General features: G+C 74.3%; 18 protein-coding genes. 10 read left to right on the forward strand and 8 right to left on the reverse strand.

Going from position 1 to position 22387, the window contains the following annotated elements:
* Positions 1-97 precede the first annotated feature (97 nt).
* The 3 genes from thiE (at position 98) to IE217_RS01155 (ending at position 2960) form a co-directional block, all read left to right on the forward strand.
* Positions 98-760, forward strand: a complete 663-nt coding sequence (gene thiE / locus IE217_RS01145) for a thiamine phosphate synthase (protein ID WP_190175757.1) — start codon at positions 98-100, stop codon at positions 758-760.
* 206 nt (positions 761-966) lie between these two features.
* Positions 967-1890, forward strand: a complete 924-nt coding sequence (gene metF, locus IE217_RS01150; protein WP_190175758.1) for a methylenetetrahydrofolate reductase [NAD(P)H] — start codon at positions 967-969, stop codon at positions 1888-1890.
* A 56-nt stretch (positions 1891-1946) separates the two neighbouring features.
* Complete coding sequence (locus IE217_RS01155) at positions 1947-2960, forward strand: SCO2102 family sporulation regulator (RefSeq protein WP_190175759.1); 1014 nt, start codon at positions 1947-1949, stop codon at positions 2958-2960.
* A 10-nt stretch (positions 2961-2970) separates the two neighbouring features.
* Here IE217_RS01155 and IE217_RS01160 read toward each other — a convergent pair whose 3' ends face one another.
* The 4 genes from IE217_RS01160 to IE217_RS01175 form a co-directional block, all read right to left on the reverse strand.
* On the reverse strand, positions 2971-4488 hold the full coding sequence (locus IE217_RS01160; protein ID WP_190175760.1) for a phytoene desaturase family protein: 1518 nt from the start codon (positions 4486-4488) through the stop codon (positions 2971-2973).
* A gap of 447 nt (positions 4489-4935) precedes the next feature.
* Entirely contained in the window at positions 4936-5568 is a 633-nt protein-coding gene (locus tag IE217_RS01165; protein ID WP_190175761.1) for a TetR/AcrR family transcriptional regulator, read from the reverse strand.
* 62 nt (positions 5569-5630) lie between these two features.
* The gene (locus tag IE217_RS01170; RefSeq protein WP_190175762.1) at positions 5631-7715 is read right to left on the reverse strand and encodes a YhgE/Pip domain-containing protein; all 2085 of its coding nucleotides are present in this window, start codon (positions 7713-7715) and stop codon (positions 5631-5633) included.
* A complete protein-coding gene (locus tag IE217_RS01175; RefSeq protein ID WP_190175763.1) occupies positions 7687-8478 on the reverse strand; it encodes an ATP-binding cassette domain-containing protein in 792 nt (263 codons plus the stop codon). The genes IE217_RS01170 and IE217_RS01175 overlap by 29 nt, the downstream gene beginning before the upstream one ends.
* A 195-nt stretch (positions 8479-8673) precedes the next feature.
* On the opposite strand from IE217_RS01175, the gene IE217_RS01180 reads away from it, so the two are divergent.
* From IE217_RS01180 to IE217_RS01190, 3 genes are all read left to right on the forward strand, one after another.
* Complete coding sequence (locus IE217_RS01180; RefSeq protein WP_190175764.1) at positions 8674-9249, forward strand: SAV_6107 family HEPN domain-containing protein; 576 nt, start codon at positions 8674-8676, stop codon at positions 9247-9249.
* 143 nt (positions 9250-9392) lie between these two features.
* Positions 9393-10154 carry a methyltransferase gene (locus IE217_RS01185; RefSeq protein ID WP_190175765.1) on the forward strand — a complete coding sequence of 254 codons (762 nt, stop codon included), beginning with the start codon at positions 9393-9395 and terminating at the stop codon, positions 10152-10154.
* Between the two features lie 280 nt (positions 10155-10434).
* A complete protein-coding gene (locus IE217_RS01190) occupies positions 10435-10824 on the forward strand; it encodes an SCO2097 family morphological protein (protein ID WP_190175766.1) in 390 nt (129 codons plus the stop codon).
* Between the two features lie 109 nt (positions 10825-10933).
* Here the strand turns inward: IE217_RS01190 and IE217_RS01195 are convergent, their stop codons facing one another.
* The 4 genes from IE217_RS01195 to IE217_RS01210 form a co-directional block, all read right to left on the reverse strand.
* The gene (locus IE217_RS01195) at positions 10934-13351 is read right to left on the reverse strand and encodes a transglutaminase TgpA family protein (RefSeq protein ID WP_190175767.1); all 2418 of its coding nucleotides are present in this window, start codon (positions 13349-13351) and stop codon (positions 10934-10936) included.
* Positions 13348-14766, reverse strand: coding sequence for a DUF58 domain-containing protein (locus tag IE217_RS01200; RefSeq protein WP_190175768.1), 1419 nt, complete (start codon positions 14764-14766; stop codon positions 13348-13350). The genes IE217_RS01195 and IE217_RS01200 overlap by 4 nt, the downstream gene beginning before the upstream one ends.
* Positions 14766-15800 (reverse strand): AAA family ATPase, encoded by a 1035-nt coding sequence (locus IE217_RS01205; protein ID WP_190175769.1) that lies wholly within the window; start codon positions 15798-15800, stop codon positions 14766-14768. The genes IE217_RS01200 and IE217_RS01205 overlap by 1 nt, the downstream gene beginning before the upstream one ends.
* A gap of 234 nt (positions 15801-16034) precedes the next feature.
* Complete coding sequence (locus IE217_RS01210; RefSeq protein WP_190175770.1) at positions 16035-16580, reverse strand: beta-class carbonic anhydrase; 546 nt, start codon at positions 16578-16580, stop codon at positions 16035-16037.
* Between the two features lie 420 nt (positions 16581-17000).
* Here IE217_RS01210 and rsmH point away from each other — a divergent pair, with 420 nt between their 5' ends.
* From rsmH to IE217_RS01230, 4 genes are read left to right on the forward strand one after another with little or no spacing between them, the layout of a single operon-like run.
* Entirely contained in the window at positions 17001-17957 is a 957-nt protein-coding gene (rsmH, locus tag IE217_RS01215; RefSeq protein WP_190175771.1) for a 16S rRNA (cytosine(1402)-N(4))-methyltransferase RsmH, read from the forward strand.
* 13 nt (positions 17958-17970) lie between these two features.
* The gene (gene ftsL / locus IE217_RS01220) at positions 17971-18687 is read left to right on the forward strand and encodes a cell division protein FtsL (protein WP_190175772.1); all 717 of its coding nucleotides are present in this window, start codon (positions 17971-17973) and stop codon (positions 18685-18687) included.
* A gap of 5 nt (positions 18688-18692) precedes the next feature.
* Positions 18693-20648, forward strand: a complete 1956-nt coding sequence (locus IE217_RS01225) for a peptidoglycan D,D-transpeptidase FtsI family protein (RefSeq protein WP_308432680.1) — start codon at positions 18693-18695, stop codon at positions 20646-20648.
* A 49-nt stretch (positions 20649-20697) separates the two neighbouring features.
* Complete coding sequence (locus tag IE217_RS01230; RefSeq protein ID WP_373297940.1) at positions 20698-22365, forward strand: UDP-N-acetylmuramoyl-L-alanyl-D-glutamate--2,6-diaminopimelate ligase; 1668 nt, start codon at positions 20698-20700, stop codon at positions 22363-22365.
* Positions 22366-22387 lie beyond the last annotated feature (22 nt).

Here is a 22387-nt window from a genome sequence, read left to right on the forward strand (position 1 = left end):
GACCGTCCGGCGCCGGCCGCCGCGCCGTGGCCCCCGGGCCGCGGCCGGGCCGGCGCCCGGCCGCAACACCGCACAGCAGATCCGGGGGGAACCACCCATGTCCGACGCCGCCACGGCCACCGCACGCGACCGCCTCGCCGGCGCCCTGCTCTACCTGTGCACGGACGCGCGCAGGCGCCAGGGCGACCTGCCCGGGTTCCTCGACGCCGTGCTGTCCGCCGGGGTCGACATCGTGCAGCTGCGGGACAAGGGCATGGAGGCCGCCGAGGAGCTGGAGCACCTGGAGGTCTTCGCCGACGCCTGCGCCCGCCACGGCAGGCTGCTCGCGGTCAACGACCGCGCGGACGTCGCCCACGCCGCCCGCGCCGGCGTGCTGCACCTCGGCCAGGGCGACCTGCCCGTCCCCGCCGCGCGGGCGATACTCGGCGAGGCGGTCCTGATAGGCCGCTCCACCCACTCCGAGGCGGAGGCCGAGGCGGCCGCCGCGCAGGAGGGCGTGGACTACTTCTGCACCGGGCCCTGCTGGCCCACGCCCACCAAGCCCGGCCGCCCCGCGCCCGGCCTCGGCCTGGTCCGCCACACCGCCTCGCTGGGCACCGACCGCCCCTGGTTCGCCATCGGCGGCATCGACCTGGGCAACCTGGACGAGGTGCTGGCGGCCGGGGCCCGGCGGGTCGTCGTGGTCCGCGCGATCACCGAGGCCGAGGACCCCGGCGCGGCGGCGGCCGAGTTCGCCAGGTGGCTGCGGCAGGCGCAGTAGGGCAGGCGGCTTACGGCGGGTGGAGTGCGACGGGTGAAGTGCGACGGGTGGGGTACGGCGTTCGCGTCTCGCCTGGTGGACGCCGGAGGGATGCCGACCGGCCCATAGCGGGCACCGGTGTCCGAAGGGTGGACAACAGGCCGACAATTCCGGCAAATTTCCGGTGCCCGGTTGGGGGACCGCCGCCCCCTGGATAACCTGCGACTATGGCCCTCGGAACCGCATCCACCAGGACTGATCGCGCGCGCACCGTGCGTGACATCCTCGCCGCAGGCAAGACGACGTACTCCTTCGAGTTCTCGGCGCCGAAGACCCCCAAGGGCGAGCGGAACCTGTGGAGCGCGCTGCGCAGGGTCGAGGCGGTCGCGCCGGACTTCGTCTCCGTGACGTACGGCGCGGGCGGTTCCACGCGCGCCGGCACGGTCAAGGAGACCGAGCAGATCGTCGCCGACACCACCCTCACCCCGGTCGCCCACCTCACGGCGGTCAACCACTCGGTGGCCGAACTGCGCAACATCATCGGCCAGTACGCCGACGCCGGGATCCGCAACATGCTCGCCGTGCGCGGCGACCCGCCCGGCGACCCGATGGGCGCCTGGGTGCCGCACCCGCGCGGGCTGACGTACGCGGCCGAACTCGTGCGGCTCATCAAGGAGTCGGGCGACTTCTGCGTGGGCGTCGCCGCCTTCCCCGAGATGCACCCGCGCTCGGCGGACTGGGAGACCGACGTCGGGCACTTCGTCGACAAGTGCCGGGCCGGCGCCGACTACGCCATCACACAGATGTTCTTCCAGCCGGAGTCGTACCTGCGGCTGCGCGACCGGGTCGCCGCGGCCGGCTGCGAGACCCCGGTCATCCCCGAGGTCATGCCGGTCACCAGCGTCCGCATGCTCGAGCGGCTGCCCCAGCTCAGCAACGCCGCCATCCCGGACCGTCTGAAAGAGCGGATCCTCACAGCGAAGAACGATCCTGCGGCTGTACGCTCGACCGGGATCGAGTTCGCCACGGAGTTCTGCGCGCGACTGCTGGCCGAGGGAGTCCCCGGACTGCACTTCATCACGCTCAACAACTCCACGGCGACCCTGGAAATCTACGAGAACCTGGGCCTGCACCACCCGCCGCGGGCCTAGACCGGCCGCACCCGCGTACGACACACTGCGTAGCGGTCACTGGGAGAGGGGCGTACATGGGCTGGACGGTCCTCTACATCGCGTTCGGAATCGTCGCGCTGTGGCTGCTCGGCGAGGTGCTGCTGCAGTACAAGGCGCGGCTGCGCTGGCGGCTGCTCGCCTTCGCCGGCTTCCTCGGCGTGGTGCTCGGCGTCCTCATGCCGTCCGTCATCGTCATCGGCCTGGGCGCGGCCGCGTTCGCGGTCGGCCAGACCTACGTCACGCTGTCCTTCCGCCGCGGCTTCGCGGCCGGCTGGGCGGTCCGGCACCCCGAGCGCGAGCCGGGCGCGGAGGGCAGCAAGCGCCGCCGCGGCAAGGGCGAGCGCCACGACCCGACCCTGGAGGTCTCCGACCTCGAGGCCGCCGAGCGGGCCCGGGCCGACGCGGACGGCACGGACCCCGCGCAGGGCCACGACGGCCCGCCGTACGGCCACGACGACGACTACGACAACGACGACGTCTTCACCCCCGTCCGCCCCGCCGAGCCCACGGCCGCGGAGGCCACCGCCGTCTACGAGCCGCAGCCCCTGCCCGACGACACCGGCTCCTACGGCATCTACGGCGACCACACCCAGCAGACCGGCGCGCAGACCTCCTACGCGGGCGCGGCCCAGCCCCAGGACCAGTACGCCACCGCGGCCCAGGGCGCCGACCAGGCCTACGCCTACGACTACTCCGGCTACGGCCAGCAGGGCTACGGTTACGACACCACCGGCCAGCAGCAGTACGCCGCCTACTCCGACCCGTACACGGGCACGCAGAGCTACGGCACCGGTTCCTACGACACGTCCTACGGCGGTCAGCAGGGCTACGCCCAGCAGGACTACGGCACCCAGGACCCGTACGCCACCGGCGGTTACGGCGGTCAGACCCCGGCCGGCGGGGTGTGGGTCCCGCAGCAGCGCAGCGACGAGACCTACGGCGGCGAACTGCCGCCCGAGCAGCAGGCCTACCCCTACCAGGGCAACGGCCAGGGGCAGCCCCAGCAGCAGCACGGCGGCGCCGGGTTCGACGAGCAGTACCGTTTCTGAAGGCGCGGGCTCACTGGGAGCCGCGGAACTCCGGTCCCTCCACGATCAGTCCGGCCACCAGCGCGCCCGACATCCCGGCGTGCGGCAGCCCGCCCCCGGGGTGCGACCAGCCGCCCACGGTGAACAGGCCTTCCCAGCCGGTGGAGTTGGCCGGGTGCAGCAGCCGTCCCTGTGCCGCGGCGAGCGCCGGCGCGGGAACGGCGCCGCCCAGGGCGCCCGTGTCCCGCTCGACGTCGGCCGGGGTGCGGACCTCGTGCCACAGGACCCGCTCGCGCAGCCCCGGGACGGCTCGCCCGGCGACTTCGATCATCCGGTCGGCCTGCCGCCCCCAGTCCCGCGCGCCTGACCCGTCCCGGTCCGCGGGGAAGGCCGGGACCGTGGCCGTGAGCGTGACCGCCTCGTGCTCCGCGTCGGGGACGAGCTCCGGATCGTCCGGGCGCAGCACCGTGACCGTGGGCCGCGCGGGCAGGGCCGGGGCCGCCCCGAACAGCGCGTCCAGCTCGGCCTCGCGGTCCTCGGTGTGCACGACCGTCCGGTGCGCGGTGCCGCCGGGCCGCCCGCCGCGCAGCGCCAGCAGCACCGTCAGCCGGCTCGGCGCACCCGCCTGCGGCGCCACCCCGTGAGCCGGCCGGAGCGCCGCGCCGCCGGTCAGCCGGGCCAGCACGGCGGGGGCCACCCCGGCCACCACGAAGTCCGCCCCGGCCGCTGTGCCGTCCGCGAGCTCGACGCCGGCGACCCGGCCGTCCTTCTCCGCGATGCCCGTGACCTCGGCGCCGAGGACGAACTCGACGCGGCGGGCCGTGCACCGCTCGTACACCGCGCGGGCCAGCTCGCGCAGGCCCCCGCGCACGTACCAGGTGCCGAAGGCGTGCTCCATGTAGGGCAGTACGGCCGCGCTCGCCGGGGCGGTGCGCGGGTCGAGGCCGTACGCCAGCGCGTGGCTCTCCAGCAGGGCGGCCAGGCGCGGGTCGCGCAGCTCCCAGGCTCCGGTCTCGGCGAGCGTGCCCGCCCGGCGGGTGCGCAGCAGGCGCCTGTGCGGGACCGCCGGATACGGCTCCCGCCCGGCCAGCACCTGCCAGTCGGGCCACAGCGGCTCCTCCAGCAGCGGCCGGCGGGTGCGGTCCCAGGCCTCGCGCGCCCGCACCAGGAAGTCGCCCCAGCGCCGGCCCGCCCCCTCGCCGAGCGCCTCGTCCAGCGCGGCGACGACTCCCGCGCGGGAGGCGTTCGGCAGGGACACCGCGGTGCCGTCCGCGAAGACGTGCCGCGAGGAGGGGTCGACCTGGACCAGCTCGACCACGTCCTCCAGGGGCTCCCTGCCGGTCTTGACGAACAGGTCGCGGTGGACCGCGGGCAGCGGGAGCAGGGCGGGGCCGGTGTCGAAGGCGAAGCCGTCCCGCTCGAAGCGGCGCACCGCTCCGCCGTAGGTGTCCCCCCGCTCGTACACCGTCACCCGGTGGCCCGCGACGGCCAGCCGGGCGGCAGCCGCCATCGCGCCCAGTCCCGCGCCGATCACCGCAATCCGTGCCATGCCCGCGACTTTATCGACCACCGCTGACAGTCCCCGCCCCGGCCCCGCTGACCAGCGCCTTTCCGACGCGGCGAGTACGCGGGCCCGGGGACGAACGCCCAGGGGTGAGTATCCGTACCTAGCCGGTGAGATGAGTACGCGCGCGGATGGGGGCGGGGCGGCGCGGACGGGAGAGTGGTGGCACGGGAAGGGGCGCGGCGCCGGCACCGCCGACACGGGGCGGCGGAACGGCGCGGCCCTCGACCGCTCCTTCCGCCGGCCCAGGCCGGCGGGAGCGAGACACGGGGGAACCCGTAGAACGACCGGACGGGGGCCCAACGGGGGAGAACCCGGGGGAGTACCGGGGACAACGGGGGGAGGCAGCGGCCCCGCGACGCCGACGGCGCCGCGGGGCCGTCCCGCGTTCCCCTCCCGGACACACCTCAGCGGGCGCCCCCGCCACACACCTCAGCGGGCGCCGCTCACCCGCCCCTGGAGCAGCCGGGACAGCGCCGCGTGCACGTCGTCCAGGGAGCGCTCCGGCTGGAAGGACTTCCAGTCGAGCGCGGCCACCAGCACCATGCCCACCAGCGCCGCCGCGGTCAGCGGTACGTCGATCTCCTCGCTGAACTCGCCGCCCTCCACGCCCTCGCGCAGCACGCCCTCCACGACGGCGACCGCCTCCTGCCGCACCACCATGAGCGTGGACTGCCACGCCCGGTTGGTGCGCCACAGCTCGGCCACGTACAGCTGGGTGAAGGCCGGGTAGCGGTCGATGAAGACGAGCCCGGCCCGGACCATCGCGTCCAGGGCGTCGACCCTGGTGCCGCCCTCCCGCGCGGTGCGCTCCGCCGCCTCCCGCAGGGACGCGGTGAGCAGGCCCACGCCGTGCCGCAGCAGTTCCTCGAACAGCACGGACTTGCTCGCGAAGTTGTAGTACACCGTGCCCTTGGCGACCCCGGCCCGCTCGGCGATCTCGTCCACGGTGGTGGCGGAGAAGCCCTGCTCGGCGATGAGCGTGACGGCCGCCTCGTAGAGCCTCTGCCGGGTGGCCTCGCGGCGGGTGCGGCCGCCGCCCGGCGTGGCGCTGCTGCTTTCCATGGCCCCGATTCTCACAGCAACCGGCTCCTTCGAGGGGGCGGGAGGGGAGGTCGACGGCGTGATCACAGGCTCAGCTCCGGATGCAGCCGGTCCAGGGTCCACACCTGCCGCCGCCGGGCCGACAGCGCGGTCAGCGCGAGCGAGGCCGCGGTGAAGGCCGTGAGCACCGCGCAGGCCAGCCACACCGGGCCGAGTCCGCCGCCGGTGATCAGCCTGCGCAGCGCGTCGACGATGTAGCTCATCGGCAGGAAGGGATGCAGGTCGTTGAAGAAGGCCGGACTGGTCTGCACGGGGTAGGTGCCCCCGGCGGACGTCAGCTGGAGCATCAGCAGCGCCAGTACCAGGATCCGGCCCGCCGGACCGAAGCGCGCGTTCAGCCACTGCACGATCGCCCCGAAGCAGGCCGCCACCAGGAAGAGGAAGGCGATCGTGCCTCCCGCGCGGGTCATCTCCAGGCCGATCGCCCAGTGCAGCACCGCCATCAGGGCGGCCGTCTGGAGCACCCCGATCACGACCACCGGCAGCCAGCCGGCGAGCGCGATCCGCCAGGCCGAGGCGCCCGCGGCGAGCGCGCGCCGGTTCATCGGCGCGATCACCATGTACGACACCATGGCGCCCACCCACAGCGACAGCGGGATGAAGTACGGGGCGAACCCGGTGCCGTAGTTGGGCGCGTGGTGCAGGTCGCGGGCGGCCAGCTGGACCGGGTCGGCCATGACGCCGGTGCGCCGGTCGCGGTCCGGCTTGTCGTAGTCGGGGATCTGCTTCGCGCCGTCGTGCAGGCCGCCGGCCAGCTTCCCGGAGCCGTCGGCGAGCTTGTAGATGCCGCCGTTGAGGACCTCGGCGCCCGACTGGAGCCTGCCGATGCCCTTGTCCAGGCCCGAGGCGCCGGTGACGGCGGTGCCGAGCCCGGTGTGCAGCTTCCTGGCGCCCGCGGCGACCCGGCCGGCGCCCTCGTTCAGCTTGTCGACCTTCCCGACGGCGTCGGCGAGGTCCTCGGACAGGTGCGGCGCGCGGTCCGCCAGCGCCTGGGCCTGCGTCTGGAGGGTGGCGAGGTCGGTGTCGAGCTTCTTCAGGTCGCCGTCGTCGTCCGCGATCAGCGCGTTGACGTCGTCGGCGATCGCCGCCACGTCCATGGCGGCCTGCCTGGCCTTCTTCAGGTCGGCGCAGGCGGCGTCGGGCAGCGTGGGCTGCTCGCAGCGCCGGGTGTAGACGTCGTCCAGGGCGGCGGCGGCCGCGTGGGCGCCCTTGGCCGCGCCGGGCGCCCTCCTCACCAGCGTGTCCAGGTTGTGCCGTACCGTCTTCGCGGAGTCCGCCACCAGCCGCGCGGTGTCGCCGATCGCCTTCTCGTGGCCCTTGAGGAACGGGCCCACCTCGGCGTTCGCCGCGTCGACCCGGTCGGCCAGGGCCTGTGTGCCGTCGGCGACCTGGGCGGAGCCGTCCTCCAGGGTGGCCGCCCCGCCGTTCAGCTTCGCGAGGCCCTTGGACAGCTTCCCGGACGCCCTGCCGGCCTCGCTCAGCCCGTCGGCGAGGTCCTTGGAGCCCTTCTCGGCCTTGCCGAGGCCGCCCGTGAGCTTGTCGGCGCTGCCGGCGGCCTCGACCGTCTGTCCGTGGATGTCGGAGAACGAGATGAAGATCTTGTCCAGGAAGCCCCGCGACGCCTTGGTGGAGGCCGCGGTGCGCACCTCGTTGAACACCGTCTTGGAGATCTGGCCGACGATGTAGTTGTTCGCGTCGTTCGTCCGCACCTGGAGGGCGCTGGTCTCGGGGGACTTGCCGGAGCTGGAGGCGATGCGCCGGCTGAAGTCGGCGGGCATGGTCAGCGACAGGTAGTAGGTGCCGTCCTCGACGCCCCGCCGGGCCTCGGCGGCGCTCACCCGGTGCCAGTCGAAGACCTCGCTCTTCATCAGCCGCTCGGTGAGGTCGTCGCCGGCCGTGAGCCGCCTGCCGTCCGCGGTCGCCCCGGTGTCGTCGTCGACCAGCGCCACCGGGATGCGGTCCAGGCGGCCGTACGGGTCCCAGAAGGACCACAGGTACAGCGCGCCGTACAGCAGGGGCAGCACCAGCAGCGCGACCAGCGCGGCCCGCGGCAGCTTCCCCCGTCCGAAGCGCCGCAGCTCAAGCGCGGCCAGTTTCGGCGAGCGCATCGGCCGCCCCCTTCTCCTCGCCGGTCCCGGTCCCGGTGTTCTCTTCACCGGGGCCGGCCTTCGTGTTCCTCGCGGGCGCCGGTCGGGTCGACACGGTGACCGCGTCGCCGGGGGCCTCGCTGCACACCGCGAGCACGGTCGTCCCCGACTCGGTGATGGACCTCAACAGCGCCCAGGCCTGGTCCCGTTCGGCGTCCGAGAGCTTGAAGTCGGTGTCGTCGACGCCGAGCAGCCGCGGCCCGGACATCAACGCCAGCGCCACCGACAGGCGCAGCTCCTCCAGGCGCTCCAGATCGCGCACGGCGGTGCGCGGACCCTTGGGCAGCGCCTCCACGTCGAGTCCGGCGGCCGTGAGCGCCGAGTCGATCAGCAGCTTCGTCTCCGCCCTGCGCTCGGACCGCGGCCGCAGCAGCCCGCGCGGCGAGGCCCCGAACCGGCGCTCCATCAGCGCCCGTTCCCGCAGGTGCTCGCCGACGGTCAGGGCCGGTTCGAGATCGGTGACGCCGGCCACGTTGGCCAGCGCGGCCGCCCGGCGCAGCCCGGCCATGTGCCGGGGCGGTTTGAACCCGCCCACGTCGGCCACTCCCTCGGTGGGCTTCATCCGCCCGGTGAGCGCGAGCAGCAGACACGTGCGCCCGGACCCGGACGGGCCCTCGACGGCGATCAGCGAACCGGGGCCGGCGTCGATGCCGATGCCCCGGAACGCCCAGCCGCGGGGCCCGCGCAGTCCGAAGTCGCGCGCCGCGACGCCGAGACCGTCCACGGCCTTCCCTCCCCTGGGATTGCCGGGACCGCCGCTCAGCGCACCCCGGACTTTTTGAACTGACTGGTCAGTGCAAAAACTACCTCGAACCTCCGATCGAAGCAAAAGGCCAGGTCAGAACGGATTGTCAGTGCCATACCCCACGATGGGGACATACGGCACCAGTGCCGTGACACTGACGACAGGAGGATCGTCATGGCCAATTCGTCCGCAGCCGCCGCGCGCCGGCGCCGCGCCACCGGCCCTGCCCCCTCACTGACCGGCCCGGCGAGCGACGTGCACCCCGTGCTCCGCCGGACCACGGCCCCGCCCGCCGCGCTCGACCTGCTCGCCCAGGCCCGCGCCGGACTCGACGAGGCGACCGTCCTCGAAACGCCCAACGAGCGGTACGCGACGGCGCACCTCGCCGCCCTGCGCACCGCCGCCGCCGTGCTCGCCGCACGCGGACGGCCCGAGCCCACACCCCGGCGCCGGGCCCGGATCCGGAGCGCCTGGGAAGTGCTCCCGGAAATCGCGCCCGAACTCGCCGAGTGGAGCGCGCTGTTCGCCTCGGGCGCCCGGCGCCGCGCCCGCGCCGAGGCGGGCATCCCGGGCGCGGCCGGCCGCCGCGACGCCGACGACCTGATACGGGACGTGGCGATGTTCATCCGCCTCGTCGAGCGCATACTGGTGCTCCAGCCCGTGCTGCCCCAGCCGCGCCAGGACGCCGAGGAGCCCGGCGCCCCCCGCACCGGGCACGGCGTCCCGCGCGAGATGCCCGACGCGGGCTGAGCCCGGCCAGGGGGCAGACGGCGCACCGGAGGCAATAGGGTGGAGGCGCATGAGGCCTTCCCTCCACCCGCTTCCGGGGCCGGGAAGGCAGCCCGATCGCTCCGCCGTGCAAGAGGCGGTGCCGCCTCGAGGAGTCAACTGCCGTGCCGGACCCGATGCGCCCGCCCGTCTCCCGCGCCGCTCTGCGCACCGCCGTGGTCTGGGAGGTCCTTCAGGACGCCCTGGACCGCCGGGTCAAGGCCACCGGCCGGGAGTCGCTGGACGTCCTCGACACCGGCGGCGGCAGCGGCAACTTCGCCGTGCCCCTGGCCCGCCTCGGCCACCGCGTCACCGTGGTCGACCCCAGCCCCAACGCCCTGTTCGCCCTGGAGCGCCGGGCCGCGGAGGCCGGCGTCGCCGAGCGCGTGCGCGGTGTGCAGGGCGACGCCCACGGCCTCTTCGACGTGGTCGAGCGCGGCGGGTACGACGCGGTGCTGTGCCACGGCGTCCTCGAGTACGTCGACGACCCCGCCGAGGGCGTGCGCAACGCGGTGGCCGCGCTGCGCCCCGAGGGCGTGCTCAGCCTGCTCGCCGCCGGCCTCGGCGGCGCCGTGCTCGCCCGCGCCCTGGCCGGCCACTTCAAGGAGGCCCGCCAGGCCCTCGGCGACCCTGACGGCCGCTGGGGCGAGGGCGACCCGGTCCCGCGCCGCTTCACCGCCGAGCAGCTGACGGCCCTGGCCGAGGGCGCGGGCTTGCGCGTGGGCGCCATCCACGGCGTACGGGTCTTCGCCGACCTGGTGCCCGGCGTCCTGGTCGACACCGAGCCCGGCGCCCTGGACGCCCTCCTCCAGCTGGAGTCCGCGGCGGCCGAGCTCCCGGCCTTCCACTCGGTGGCCACCCAGCTCCACGTCCTGGCCAGCCTCTGACGGCCACCGGCCACCGGCCCCCGGTCGCCCGCACGCGGGGCGAGGTGCCGACTGCGCCACAGCCCCCCCGATCCGGGATGTGGGGCCGTATGATCGAGGGAGACCGTCCGGCATGACGGACCGGCCGCCGGGGAATGGAAGCCTCAGCGAGCCGGGACGGTCATGGCGGATTCCGGTTGGCCAATTGGCGCAGAGGGGCGGGTTTCACGGGGGCGATTCCCTGCCTATCCTGAAGGGACCCCCCGGGTCGCCCCGGCGACTGCACGATGAGGAGGACTCCGTGCCGCTCTCGGAGCACGAGCAGCGCATGCTCGAGCAGATGGAGCGAGCGCTGTACGCCGAAGATCCCAAGTTCGCGTCGGCGCTCGAGGGAAGCGGGCTGCGTACGTACACCCGGCGGCGGGTCTACCAGGCGGCTGCGGGCTTCCTCGTCGGTATCGCGCTCCTCATGGCAGGTGTGATCGTCCAGCAGATCTGGGTGAGCGTGGTGGGCTTCCTGGCGATGCTGGCGTGCGCCGTGCTGGTCGTGACCGGCTGGCGCAAGGCGCCCAAGCCGGGTGAGCAGGCCGTGGGCGGTCCGCACGCCCGCCGTCAGGCCCGGCCCAGGCGCTCCATGATGGACCGTATCGAGCAGCGCTGGCAGCGCCGCCGGGACGAGCAGGGTCACTGACCCGCACCCGGCAGTCCCGCCGGCCGGGGACCGGCCGAGGGCAATCACCCCAGGACATGGCGAGGGGGCGACCGCGTTCAGCGGTCGCCCCCTCACTCATGTCCCGCGCTCAGCCCCCCTCGGCCTCCGCCTGCCCGGCCCCCCGCCGTGGCGTCATCCGCCGAAGGGCCGCCCGCCGCATGCCCACCGCACGGGTCCGCGCCGCCTCCCACCGTGCCGAAGCCGCCCAGGCCAGGCGGGCGGTCGAGCGCGGGGCGAGCGCGGCGCGCAGCCGGGCGCCGCGGGAGGCCGTGCTCCGCAGGCCGTCGGTGGCGCGGCGCACCTCCTGCGCGAGCCCGGCGACCGGACGCGGCCGGGGCGCGTAGAGGACCTGTTCCACCGCTTCGGCCACCCGGTGCACCGAGGCCGCGGCCACGGGGTCGAGGTGTCCGAGACGGACGATGCGGGCGGCCGCCTTGCGCGGGGTGTGCGAGTCGTCCGGAAGGATCCCGAAGTCCCAGGCGGTGTCGGTCAGTTCCTGCCACACCGCCAGGGTGTGCGGCACGGTGTCCGCGTCACCGCGCCCGTGCGCGCCGAGCCGCAGGGACCGGGTGCGCCTGCGCCACAGCAGGGGTGACAGCGGCAGCAGGACGACGGCGAGCGCGCCGAGCGTCCACGCCAGAGCCGTGGGCCAGCCGCTGCCGCCGTCGTGCGGGGAGAGCACGGCCTGCGCGGACGGGCCGGAGCACTCCTGGAGGCGCTTGAGCTCCGGCGAGCAGCTCTGGCTCGCCGAGGGCGCGGCGGAGGGCTCGCTGCTCGCGCCCGCCGAGGGCCGCACCTGGTCGGGCAGAGTGGTGCCCGGGGTGCTGGACTGGGTGTACGACGGGACCGTGCCCCGGGTCGGGGTCGGCTCGAAGCGGGTCCAGCCGATGCCCTCGAAGTACAGCTCGGGCCAGGCGTGGGCGTCCTTCAGGCCGACCGCGATGGTGCCGTCGCCCTGCGGGGTGCCGGGCGCGAAGCCCACGGCGACCCGGGCGGGTATGCCGAGGGTGCGGGCCATCGCCGCCATCGCGAAGGAGAAGTGCACGCAGAAGCCGCGCTTGTCCTTGAGGAACTTGGCGATGGCCTGGGAGCCGCTGCCGACCTCGACCTGGGTGTCGTACTGGAAGCCGCCGTTCAGCGCGAACCAGTCCTGGAGCTTGACCGCCTGCTCGTAGTGGTTGGCCGTCCCCTCGGTCACCGCGCGCGCGGTCTGCGCGACCACGGGCGGAAGGGACTTGGGGATCCTGGTGTACTCGCGCCTGAGCGCGGGCGCCGGGTCCGGGGCCGCGGCGAGCTGCTGCGCCGTGGGCTGTACGTCGAGGCTCCTCACCCGGTAGGTCAGCCCGCGCGTGTTCTGGCCGTGGTCGCCGACCAGGGTCATGCCCACCGGTTCGTAGCGCCAACTGCCGTCGATCCGCACCCCGCTCGGCGGGTACGGCATGGGCAGCCAGTCCTGGGCGTACCAGTCGGCGGCGGAGACGGTCGTGGTGATCTCGGCGCGTTTGACGCCGCCGTCGAGTCCGGCCGGGGTGGGGAAGGGGTCGGGCACGCCGACGATGTGCCGCTGGGAGGGCTTCCAGGTGGTGCCGTCGAAGTCGTCCAGGGACACGATCCGCAGGTAGAGGCCGGAGGCGTCGGTGGCGGTGGTGCGCAGGGACATGACCGTGCGGTCCTCGTCCACGTTGAGGCTGTCGCGCAGGGACACCAGCGGGTTCACCGCGGAGATCGTGCCGCCGTCGCCGCTGCCCGGGCCGGCTCCCGTACCGCCGGGGCCCAGCAGGCCGCCCTCCATGGCGGGCAGGGCGAGCGGCGCGACCAGCGCGATGCCGAGCGCCACCGCGCCGATGCGGCGCCCGGTGCGCACCGGCGCCACCGCCCCGCCCGGGTCCCCGCCCGGAGTGCGCGCGGCCCCGGCGAAGACCCGGCCCCACTGCGCGAGCCGGTCGCGGCCCTCCGCCAGCAGCAGCGTCAGATAGCCCGCCGCCGCGACCAGGAACCACAGCCAGTGCGCGCCGTGGCCGCCGGACAGTCCCGCGGCCACCGAGTACAGGGCGAGCAGGGGCAGGCCGGCCGGGGCGGCGGTGCGGAAGGTCACCGCGAGGGTGTCGACGATCAGCCCGATCACCAGCACGCCCCCGACGAGCATCAGCCGGATGCCGTCGGACAGGGGCGCCGGCGTCGCGTACCGGCCCACGTCCTCGCCGCCCTGGCGCAGCAGCTCGACCAGGTGCCGTACGGCCTCCGGGCCGGGGACCAGCCCCAGGAAGGCCTGGGGGCGGGCGAAGACCAGGGTGAGCAGCACCAGCATCACCAGCGCCTGGGCCGCGACGGTCAGCGGCCGGGCGAGCGGCACCCGCCGGGCCGCCGCGCCGGCGGCCGACTGCACCGCCAGCATCAGCGCGGCCTGCACGATCCAGGTCCCGGGGGAGACCAGGGGCAGCAGCGAGCACGCCGCCATCAGCGTGGCCGCCGCGGCGCACAGCGCCAGCCGTGTCCGCCCGCTCATACCCGTGCCTCCCCGAAACCCGCCCCGCCGGCCGTGCCGCCGTCCGTCCCGCCCGCGCCGCCCGTCGTGACGCCCGCGGCCACGCCCGTGCGGGTGCGGTCGGCCTGGCGCCACACCTCGTCCAGTGCGGCCCCGCGCGGGACGGGCACCACCGTCCAGCCCGCCTCGCGCAGCATCCGCAGCCGCTCCTCGCCGCCGGCGCCGCCCGGGCCGGGCACGTCGGTGGCCTCCCGTGTCCAGGCCGCGCTGTCCAGTACGAAGGCGACGGCGCCGCCGCTGCGCTGCCGCATCCGCGCGGCGAGGGCGGCCTGCTGCTCGTCCAGGTCGCCGAGGAAGGCCACGAGCAGCCCCTCGTTGCCGCCGCGCAGCACGTCGTGGGCGCGCGAGAGGCCCGCGCCGTCGGAGTGGTCGATCACCGCGAGGGTGTCCATCATCAGCCCGGCCGCGTCCGCCGACTCCTGCCCGCTGCCCGCGAAGCCGTCCCCGCCCTCGCCGGGCACCGAGTCGCCGGTGTCCGTCAGCAGCCGCACCGAGAAGCCCCGCTCCAGCATGTGCACCAGCACGGACGCGGCGCCCGACACCGCCCACTCGAAGGCCGAGTCCGGTCCCGCGCCGCGGTAGGCGACGGCCCGGGTGTCCAGCAGCACCGTGCAGCGGGCGCGCTGCGGCTGCTCCTCGCGGCGCACCATCAGCTCGCCGTAGCGCGCGGTGGAGCGCCAGTGCACGCGCCGCAGGTCGTCGCCGTAGCGGTACCCGCGCGGGATGACGTCGTCCTCGCCCGCCAGCGCCAGCGAACGCTGCCGTCCGTCGCCGTACCCCCTGGCCTCGCCGCTCAGCCGGACCGGGGGCAGCGGCTCCACGCGCGGGACGACGGTCAGGGTGTCGTACGCCGAGAAGGAGCGGGTCAGCTCGCACATCCCGAACGGGTCGGTCAGGCGCAGCTGGAGCGGGCCGAGCGGATAGCGGCCGCGCAGGTCGGAGCGGACCCGGTAGGACACCTCGCGCCGGCCGCCCGGCTCGACCCGGTCGAGCACGAAGCGGGGGCGCGGCCCGAGCACGTACGGCACGCGGTCCTGGAGCATCAGCAGCCCGGTGGGCAGCCGGGAGACGTTGTCCATGCGCAGGTGCACCCGCGCCTCGCTGCCCGCGGGCACCCGCGCGGGGGCCAGGCGGCGGCCGGCGGCGACCCGGTAGCGCGTGCGGTACAGCACGGTCGCGCAGACCAGCGGCAGCGCGGCGAGCAGCAGACCGACCCGCAGCAGGTCGCTCTGCCCGAGGACGTAGGCGCAGACGGCGGCGGCGGCCCCGGCCGCCAGGAAGGAGCGTCCGCGCGTGGTCAGACCGGACAGCGCGGTGCGGACCCCGCCCCCGCCGTCCCGGTCGTCCTGGGCGTACGGCGTGCCCGCGCCGGCCATCACAGCCTCCGCGGCCGTGTCCGGCCGAACTCCGGCGTGGTGTGCCTGGATCCGAGACCGCCGGGCTCCGCCGCGGCCGGCACCGGGGTGTGCTGGATGATCTCCTCGACGACCTGCTCGGACGTGCGGCGGCTCAGCTGGGCCTGCGCGGTGGGCAGCAGACGGTGGGCCAGGACGGCGACGGCGAGCGCCTGCACGTCGTCCGGCAGCGCGTACTCCCGGCCGCTCAGGGCGGCGGACGCCTTGGCCGCGCGCAACAGGTGCAGCGTGGCGCGCGGTGAGGCGCCGAGTCTGAGGTCGGGGTGCGAGCGGGTGGCGGAGACCAGGTCCACGGTGTACCGCCGGACGGCCTCGGCGACGTGGACGCCGCGCACCGCCTCGACCAGCTTGACGATGTCGTGGGCGTGCGCCACCGGCTGGAGGTCCTCCAGCGGGGAGACGCCGCCGTGCACGTCGAGCATCTGCAACTCGGCCTCGACGCTCGGGTATCCCACCGAGACGCGGGCCATGAAGCGGTCGCGCTGGGCCTCGGGCAGCGGGTAGGTGCCCTCCATCTCGACCGGGTTCTGCGTGGCCACCACCATGAAGGGGCTGGGCAGTTCGTAGGTCTGGCCGTCGATGGTGACCTGGCGCTCCTCCATGGACTCCAGCAGCGCGGACTGGGTCTTGGGCGAGGCGCGGTTGATCTCGTCGCCGATCACGATCTGCGCGAAGACGGCGCCCGGCTTGAACTCGAAGTCCCGGCGCTGCTGGTCCCAGATGGACACGCCGGTGATGTCCGACGGCAGCAGGTCGGGCGTGAACTGAATGCGCCGCACCGAGCAGTCGATGGACCGTGCCAGCGCCTTGGCGAGCATCGTCTTGCCCACCCCGGGGACATCCTCGATCAGAAGATGCCCCTCGGCGAGCAGCACGGTCAGCGAAAGCCGTACGACCTCGGGCTTGCCCTCGATCACTCCTTCCACCGAAGCGCGGACCCGCTCCGCGGTGGCTGTCAGATCAGTGAGGCTCGCTCGATCGTCATAGGTCGTCACCCGGCCCTCCTCGGCCTCTTTCCGGGCCGACGCTCTGCTGTGCGGACCGGCCCACCCCGAAACACGGACACCACACGAGAACGGTTCCGCGCGATGCCACACCCCGCATTCTTGCCGCCGTTACCGATTCGTGTCACTCGCCTGTGGACAACTGGCTGCGATATGTCGGGTCTTACGACCTTTTGCAGGTGAAGGCGGCGTGCCGGGTGCCTGGTCTCCGGGTGGGCCCGCGGTTCAGGAGGGGTCGATCTCGCGCAACCGGCCGGTCCTGACGTCGAAGACGAAGCCCCGCACGTCGTCGGTGTGCTGGAGGAACGGCGAGGTGCGCACCCGCTGCATCGACTGCCGCACGTCCTGGTCGGCGTCCCGGAAGGCCTCCACGGCCCACGACGGCCGCTGCCCGACCTCCATCTCCAGGTCGTGCCGGAAGTCCTCGGTGATGGTCTGCATGCCGCAGTTGGTGTGGTGGATGAGCACCACGCGGCGGGTTCCGAGCGCGCGCTGGCTGATGGTCAGCGAGCGGATCACGTCGTCGGTGACCACACCGCCGGCGTTGCGGATGGTGTGACAGTCACCGAGCTTCAGGCCGAGCGCGGCGTGCAGGTCGATACGGGCGTCCATGCAGGCGACCACGGCCACCTGGAGCACGGGCCGGGCGTCCATGCCCGGGTCGGTGAACGCGTCGGCGTACCGTTCGTTGGCCTCGACCAGGCGGTCGGTGACGGAGCCGCCCTTTATGGCGCCCTCGGATCCGGCGGGAACTGATGCGGAAGTCGTCATACCCATGACGTTACAAGTCCCACCCTCCGGGGGCGCGCTGACGGAAGGGACAAAGAACCCCATGGTGGCTTGTTGTGAGCGACTCCACACACAGGGCAAACCCGCACCCGTCCGTGTGAATCACGGTGAATCGCCGTGTGGCCGGCGCTCTGCCGGGCGACGCGCAGGCCGGTTGATTGACCGGGAGACAGGGTGGACTAAAGTGACGCGAAGCGGGAGGGGCGGCTCTCCCTGCTGACCTGCATTTCCCGGAGGCCCCGGCACCCGCCCGGAGGTCTCCCCACGTGCGCGGCGCGTACGTACGGCTCGGCCTCCTCCCGCTCCCGGCCGGCCGACGCTTCCGGCGCCGGCAGGCCCACCGCTTCCCGCGGTCGGGGACCCGGCGGTGCGTACGGCCCGCGCCGGAGCTGAGAGGGCCCCTTGAGCAACAGCCGACACGTCCCCGTGATGCTCCAGCGGTGCCTGGACCTGCTGGCGCCCGCCCTGGAGCGGCCGGGAGCGGTGGCCGTCGACTGCACCCTCGGCCTCGGCGGCCACAGCGAGGCGCTGCTCACCCGTTTCCCCGAGGCCCGGCTCGTCGCCCTGGACCGGGACAAGGAGGCGCTGCGCCTGTCCGGCGAGCGCCTGGCGCCCTTCGGCGACCGGGCCACCCTGGTGCACGCCGTCTACGACGAGCTGCCCGCCGTACTGGACCGGCTCGGCGTCCCGCGCGTGCAGGGCGTCCTGTTCGACCTCGGGGTCTCCTCCATGCAGCTCGACGAGGCGGACCGCGGTTTCGCCTACGCCCAGGACGCGCCCCTGGACATGCGCATGGACCAGAGCACCGGCATGAGCGCGGCGGAGGTCCTCAACACCTACCCGCCCGGCGAACTGGTCCGCATCCTGCGCGCCTACGGCGAGGAGAAGCAGGCCAAGCGGATCGTGGCCGCGGTCGTGCGCGAACGCGAGAAGGAGCCGTTCACCAACAGCGCCCGGCTGGTGGAGCTGATCCGCGACGCGCTGCCGCAGGCCGCCAAGCGCACCGGCGGCAATCCGGCCAAGCGCACCTTCCAGGCGCTGCGCATCGAGGTCAACGGCGAACTCGCCGTGCTGGAACGGGCGGTCCCGGCCGCCGTGAAGGCGCTCGCCGTGGGCGGGCGGATCGCCGTACTGTCGTACCAATCGCTCGAAGACCGCCTGGTCAAGCAGGTGTTCGCGGCCGGCGCCGCCTCCAGCGCGCCCCCCGGGCTCCCGATCGTCCCCGAGCGCTACCAGCCGCGGCTCAAGCTGCTCACGCGCGGTGCCGAACTTCCCAGCGAGGAAGAGATCGCGGAGAACCGGCGGGCGGCGCCGGCCCGGCTGCGCGGCGCCGAGCGCATCAGGGAGGACGTCGAGTGAAGCAGGGGGACAGGTGAGCAGGAAACCCGAACTGAGGGGCCGGGCCGCACGGCTGGCGCGGCTCTTCCCGGCGAACCGGCGACAGGCCGCCCGCACCCCCTTCGTCCTCCTCGTCGTGCTCCTCCTCGGCGGTGGCCTCATCGGTCTGCTGGTCCTGAACTCCGCGCTCAGCGAAGGCGCCTTCCAGCTCGACGACCTCAAGAAGGACACCAAGAACCTCACCGACGAGGAACAGGCCCTCCAGCGGGACATCGACTCCTACTCCGCCCCCGACGCCCTCCAGCGCCGCGCCCGCGAACTGGGCATGGTGCCCGGCGGCGACCCCGTCTTCCTGGGTCCCGACGGCAAGGTGCGGGGCGTCCCCTCGCCGGCCGCGGCCGACCAGTCGGCCCTTGAGGACGCGTCGGCCCAGCCGTCCCCGGGCCTGCCGTCCCCACCCGCGGCCACGGACCGCGCCACGGCCACGCAGGGCGCCACGGCCGCGGACGGCGCGCTCCCCGCGGACGGCGCGTCCCCCACCGGCACCCCGGCCGCCGTACCGCCGGGCTCGCAGGAGTCGCCGGGCTCACCCGCCGCCGCGCCGGGGACCGCCCGGACCGCGCAGACGCCCGCCGCCCAGCCCGGCGAGCAGCCGGGCGACCAGCCCGGCGAGCAGCCGGGCGACCAGCCCGCCGCGCCGCCCGTCCCGTTCGCCCCCCAGCCCGCCACGACCCCGACCCCCGGCAGGTGACGGAAGTGTCCGACAGGCAACCGCCGCGCCGCCGTGTGCCCGGACCCGCCAGGCCCGCCCGCCCCGGCACCCGGCAGCGTCCCGGCTCCGGCGCCCGCCCGGCCCGCCGCCCGAGCCAGGCCTGGCGGCCGCCGCCCACGCGCGTGCTCCGGCTGGGCAGCCCCCGCCCCCGGCTGCGCATGATCGCCCTCGCGCTCACCCTGGTGCTGCTGGCGTTCGCCGTACGGCTGCTCCAGGTGCAGGCCGTCGACGCGAGCGCGTACGCCGCCAAGGCCGACGAGAACCGCTACGTCGTGCACACCATCGCCGCCGAGCGCGGCGGCATCACCGACCGCAACGGCGTGGCCCTGGCGACCAGCGTGGACGCCGACGACATCACGGCCGACCCGACGATGTTCACCCGCGACGAGCTCAAGATCGGCGACGGGCCCGAGCAGGCGGCCGCCCTGCTCGCCCCGATCCTCGGCCAGGACCAGGCCGCGCTCACCAGGAAGCTCCGCACGCAGAACACCCGTTACGTGCTGCTGGCCCGTCGGCAGACCCCGCAGGTGTGGAAGCAGATCAAGGACCTCAAGGCCGCGCTGATCAAGAAGTCCCGCACCGACAAGTCCACGGTCAACGTCCTCGCCGGGGTCTTCTCCGACCCCAGCAGCAAGCGGGTGTACCCCAACGGGGACCTCGCCGCCGGGATACTGGGCTGGGTCAACGCCGAGGGCAAGGGCGGCGGCGGTGTCGAGCAGCAGCTGAACGCCGAGCTGACCGGAAAGCCCGGGCAGGTCCGCTACGCCCAGTCCGGCGGGCGCGAGGTGCCCACCGCGGGCTCCACCGAGACGCCCGCGGTGCCCGGCTCCGACGTCGAGCTCACCATCGACCGCGACATCCAGTGGGCCGCGCAGAACGCCATCACCGACCAGGTGAAGAAGTCCGGCGCCGACCGCGGGTACGTCATCGTGCAGGACACCCGCACCGGCGAGATCCTCGCCATGGCGAACTCCCCGGGCTTCAACCCCAACGACCTCACCCACGCCGACCCGGCCGCGCTGGGCAACGCCGCCGTGCAGGACGCCTTCGAGCCCGGCTCCACCGCCAAGGTCATGTCGATGGCGGCCGTCCTCCAGGAGGGCGCGGCCACGCCGCTCACGCACGTCGTCGTGCCCAACCGCCTGCACCGGGGCGACCGGCTCTTCCAGGACGACGTCGACCACGACACCTGGTACCTCACGCTCAACGGAGTGCTCGCCAAGTCCAGCAACATCGGCACCATCCTGGCCACCGGACAGCTCGGCAAGAGCCAGCCGGAGGCCAACCAGGTGCTCTACTCCTATCTGCGCAAGTTCGGCATCGGCCAGCCGACCGGGCTCGGCTTCCCCGGCGAGACCAGGGGCATCCTCGCGCCCGCCGGCCAGTGGTCCACCTCGCAGCAGTACACGATCCCCTTCGGCCAGGGCTTCTCCATGAACGCCCTCCAGGCCGCGTCCGTCTACTCGACGATCGCCAACGGCGGGGTGCGGATCCAGCCGACGCTGGTGCGCGGCACCAAGGGCCCCGACGGCCGCTTCACGCCCGCCGAGAAGCCCGCGAGGACCCGGGTGGTGAGCGCGCGGACGGCGAAGGAGATCGCCCAGATGCTGGAGTCCGTGGTGGACGACGAGCAGGGCACCGGCATCAAGGCGCGCATCCCCGGCTACCGCGTCGCGGGCAAGACCGGTACGGCCAACCGCGTGGATCCGGCCACCGGCAGATACCGGGGCTACACCTCCTCCTTCGCCGGGTTCGCGCCCGCCGACAACCCCCGCATCACCGTCTACTGCGCCATCCAGAACGCCACCAAGGGCAGCTACTTCGGCGGCCAGATCTGCGGACCGATCTACAAGCAGGTCATGGAGTTCGCGCTGAAGACGCTCCAGGTGCCGCCGACCGGTGCCCCGCCCGCGAACCTGCCCGTCGACTTCAAGCCATGACCGGCGCCGCGTCGCGCACCCCTCGCACCGACCGACCAGGAACCAGCCCGTGACAACGATCACCCCCGGGCCCGGCGAAGGGCCCTCGCTCCCGCCCCCGCCCAGGCCCTCGCTTCGCTCCGGGGCGGGTACGCCCGGTACGCTCACCGCCGTGCCACACGCTGATCAGTCCCAAACCACCCAGAAGGGCGCTTCCGTGACATATCCGGGACCGCCGCGACCGGCCCAGGTCTCCGCCACACCCCTCGCGGAGCTCGCCGGACGGCTGGGTGCCCAGCAGCCGGAGGGCGCCGCCGAGGTCACCGGCATCACCCACGACTCGCGCGCCGTGCGCCCCGGCGACCTGTACGCGGCCCTGCCCGGAGCCCGCGCCCACGGCGCAGACTTCGTCACCCAGGCGGCGAGCCTCGGCGCGGTCGCCGTGCTCACCGACCCGGCCGGCGCGGAGCGCGCCGCCGCGACCGGCCTGCCGGTCCTGGTGACCGACGACCCGCGCGGGCGGATGGGCGAGCTGGCGGCCGCCGTCTACGGCGAGCCGGGCCGCGACCTGCTCCAGATCGGCATCACCGGCACCTCCGGCAAGACCACCACCGCCTACCTCGTCGAGGGCGGCCTGCGCACCGCGAAGTCCACCGGGCTGATCGGCACGGTCGAGATGCGCATCGGCGAGGAGCGCGTCAAGTCCGAGCGCACCACCCCCGAGGCCACCGACCTCCAGGCCCTGTTCGCCCTCATGCGCGAGCGCGGTGTCGAGGCGGTCGCCATGGAGGTCTCCAGCCACGCCCTCGTCCTCGGCCGGGTGGACGGCTGCGTCTTCGACATCGCGGTGTTCACCAACCTCAGCCCGGAGCACATGGAGTTCCACTCCGGCATGGAGGACTACTACCAGGCCAAGGCGCAGCTGTTCACGCCGCTGCGCAGCCGGCTCGGCGTGGTCAACCACGACGACGAGTACGGCCGCAGGCTCGCCGCCGAGGCCACCGTCCCCGTGATCACCTACTCCGCCGAGGGGCACCCCGACGCCGACTGGCGCGCGCAGGACGTGCACGTCGGCCCGATGGACTCCACGTTCACCGTGCTCGGCCCCGAGGGGCAGCGGATCTCCGCGAGGTCGCCGCTGCCCGGCCCGTTCAACGTGGCCAACACCCTGGCCGCCGTCGTCGCGCTGGCCGCCGCCGGACTCGACCCGCAGGCCGCCGCCGACGGCATCGCCGCCGTGCCCGGCGTGCCGGGGCGCCTGGAGCGCGTGGACGCCGGGCAGCCCTACCTCGCGGTCGTCGACTACGCGCACAAGACGGACGCCGTGGAGTCCGTCCTCAAGGCCCTGCGCAAGGTCACCAAGGGCAGCCTGCACGTGGTGCTCGGCTGCGGCGGCGACCGGGACCGCACCAAGCGCGCCCCGATGGGCGCCGCCGCCGCCCGGTACGCCGACACGGCCGTACTGACCTCCGACAACCCCCGCTCCGAGGACCCGCTCGCGATCCTCGCGGCCATGCTCGAGGGCGCCGCCTCGGTGCCCGCGCACCAGCGCGGCGAGGTGCTCCTGTTCGAGGACCGGGCCGCCGCGATCGCCGCCGCCGTGGGCCGGGCGCGCCCCGGCGACACCGTGCTGGTCGCCGGCAAGGGCCACGAGCAGGGCCAGGACATCGCCGGGGTGGTGCGTCCCTTCGACGACCGCCAGGTGCTCCGCGAAGCCATCCAGAACACCCAGGGATGAAAATCCTCAAGACCCAGGGGAT

The organism is Streptomyces naganishii JCM 4654 (assembly GCF_014650575.1).
Taxonomy (GTDB): domain Bacteria; phylum Actinomycetota; class Actinomycetes; order Streptomycetales; family Streptomycetaceae; genus Streptomyces; species Streptomyces naganishii.

Coding starts and splice junctions, on each gene's coding strand:
- IE217_RS01210 (WP_190175770.1), bottom strand. CDS start 16,580: ATGACGACTTCCGCATCAGTTCCCGCCGGATCCGAGGGCGCCATAAAG.
- IE217_RS01200 (WP_190175768.1), bottom strand. CDS start 14,766: ATGGCCGGCGCGGGCACGCCGTACGCCCAGGACGACCGGGACGGCGGG.
- IE217_RS01180 (WP_190175764.1), top strand. CDS start 8,674: ATGGCCAATTCGTCCGCAGCCGCCGCGCGCCGGCGCCGCGCCACCGGC.
- metF (WP_190175758.1), top strand. CDS start 967: ATGGCCCTCGGAACCGCATCCACCAGGACTGATCGCGCGCGCACCGTG.
- thiE (WP_190175757.1), top strand. CDS start 98: ATGTCCGACGCCGCCACGGCCACCGCACGCGACCGCCTCGCCGGCGCC.
- IE217_RS01155 (WP_190175759.1), top strand. CDS start 1,947: ATGGGCTGGACGGTCCTCTACATCGCGTTCGGAATCGTCGCGCTGTGG.
- IE217_RS01165 (WP_190175761.1), bottom strand. CDS start 5,568: ATGGAAAGCAGCAGCGCCACGCCGGGCGGCGGCCGCACCCGCCGCGAG.
- IE217_RS01195 (WP_190175767.1), bottom strand. CDS start 13,351: ATGAGCGGGCGGACACGGCTGGCGCTGTGCGCCGCGGCGGCCACGCTG.
- IE217_RS01160 (WP_190175760.1), bottom strand. CDS start 4,488: ATGGCACGGATTGCGGTGATCGGCGCGGGACTGGGCGCGATGGCGGCT.
- IE217_RS01170 (WP_190175762.1), bottom strand. CDS start 7,715: ATGCGCTCGCCGAAACTGGCCGCGCTTGAGCTGCGGCGCTTCGGACGG.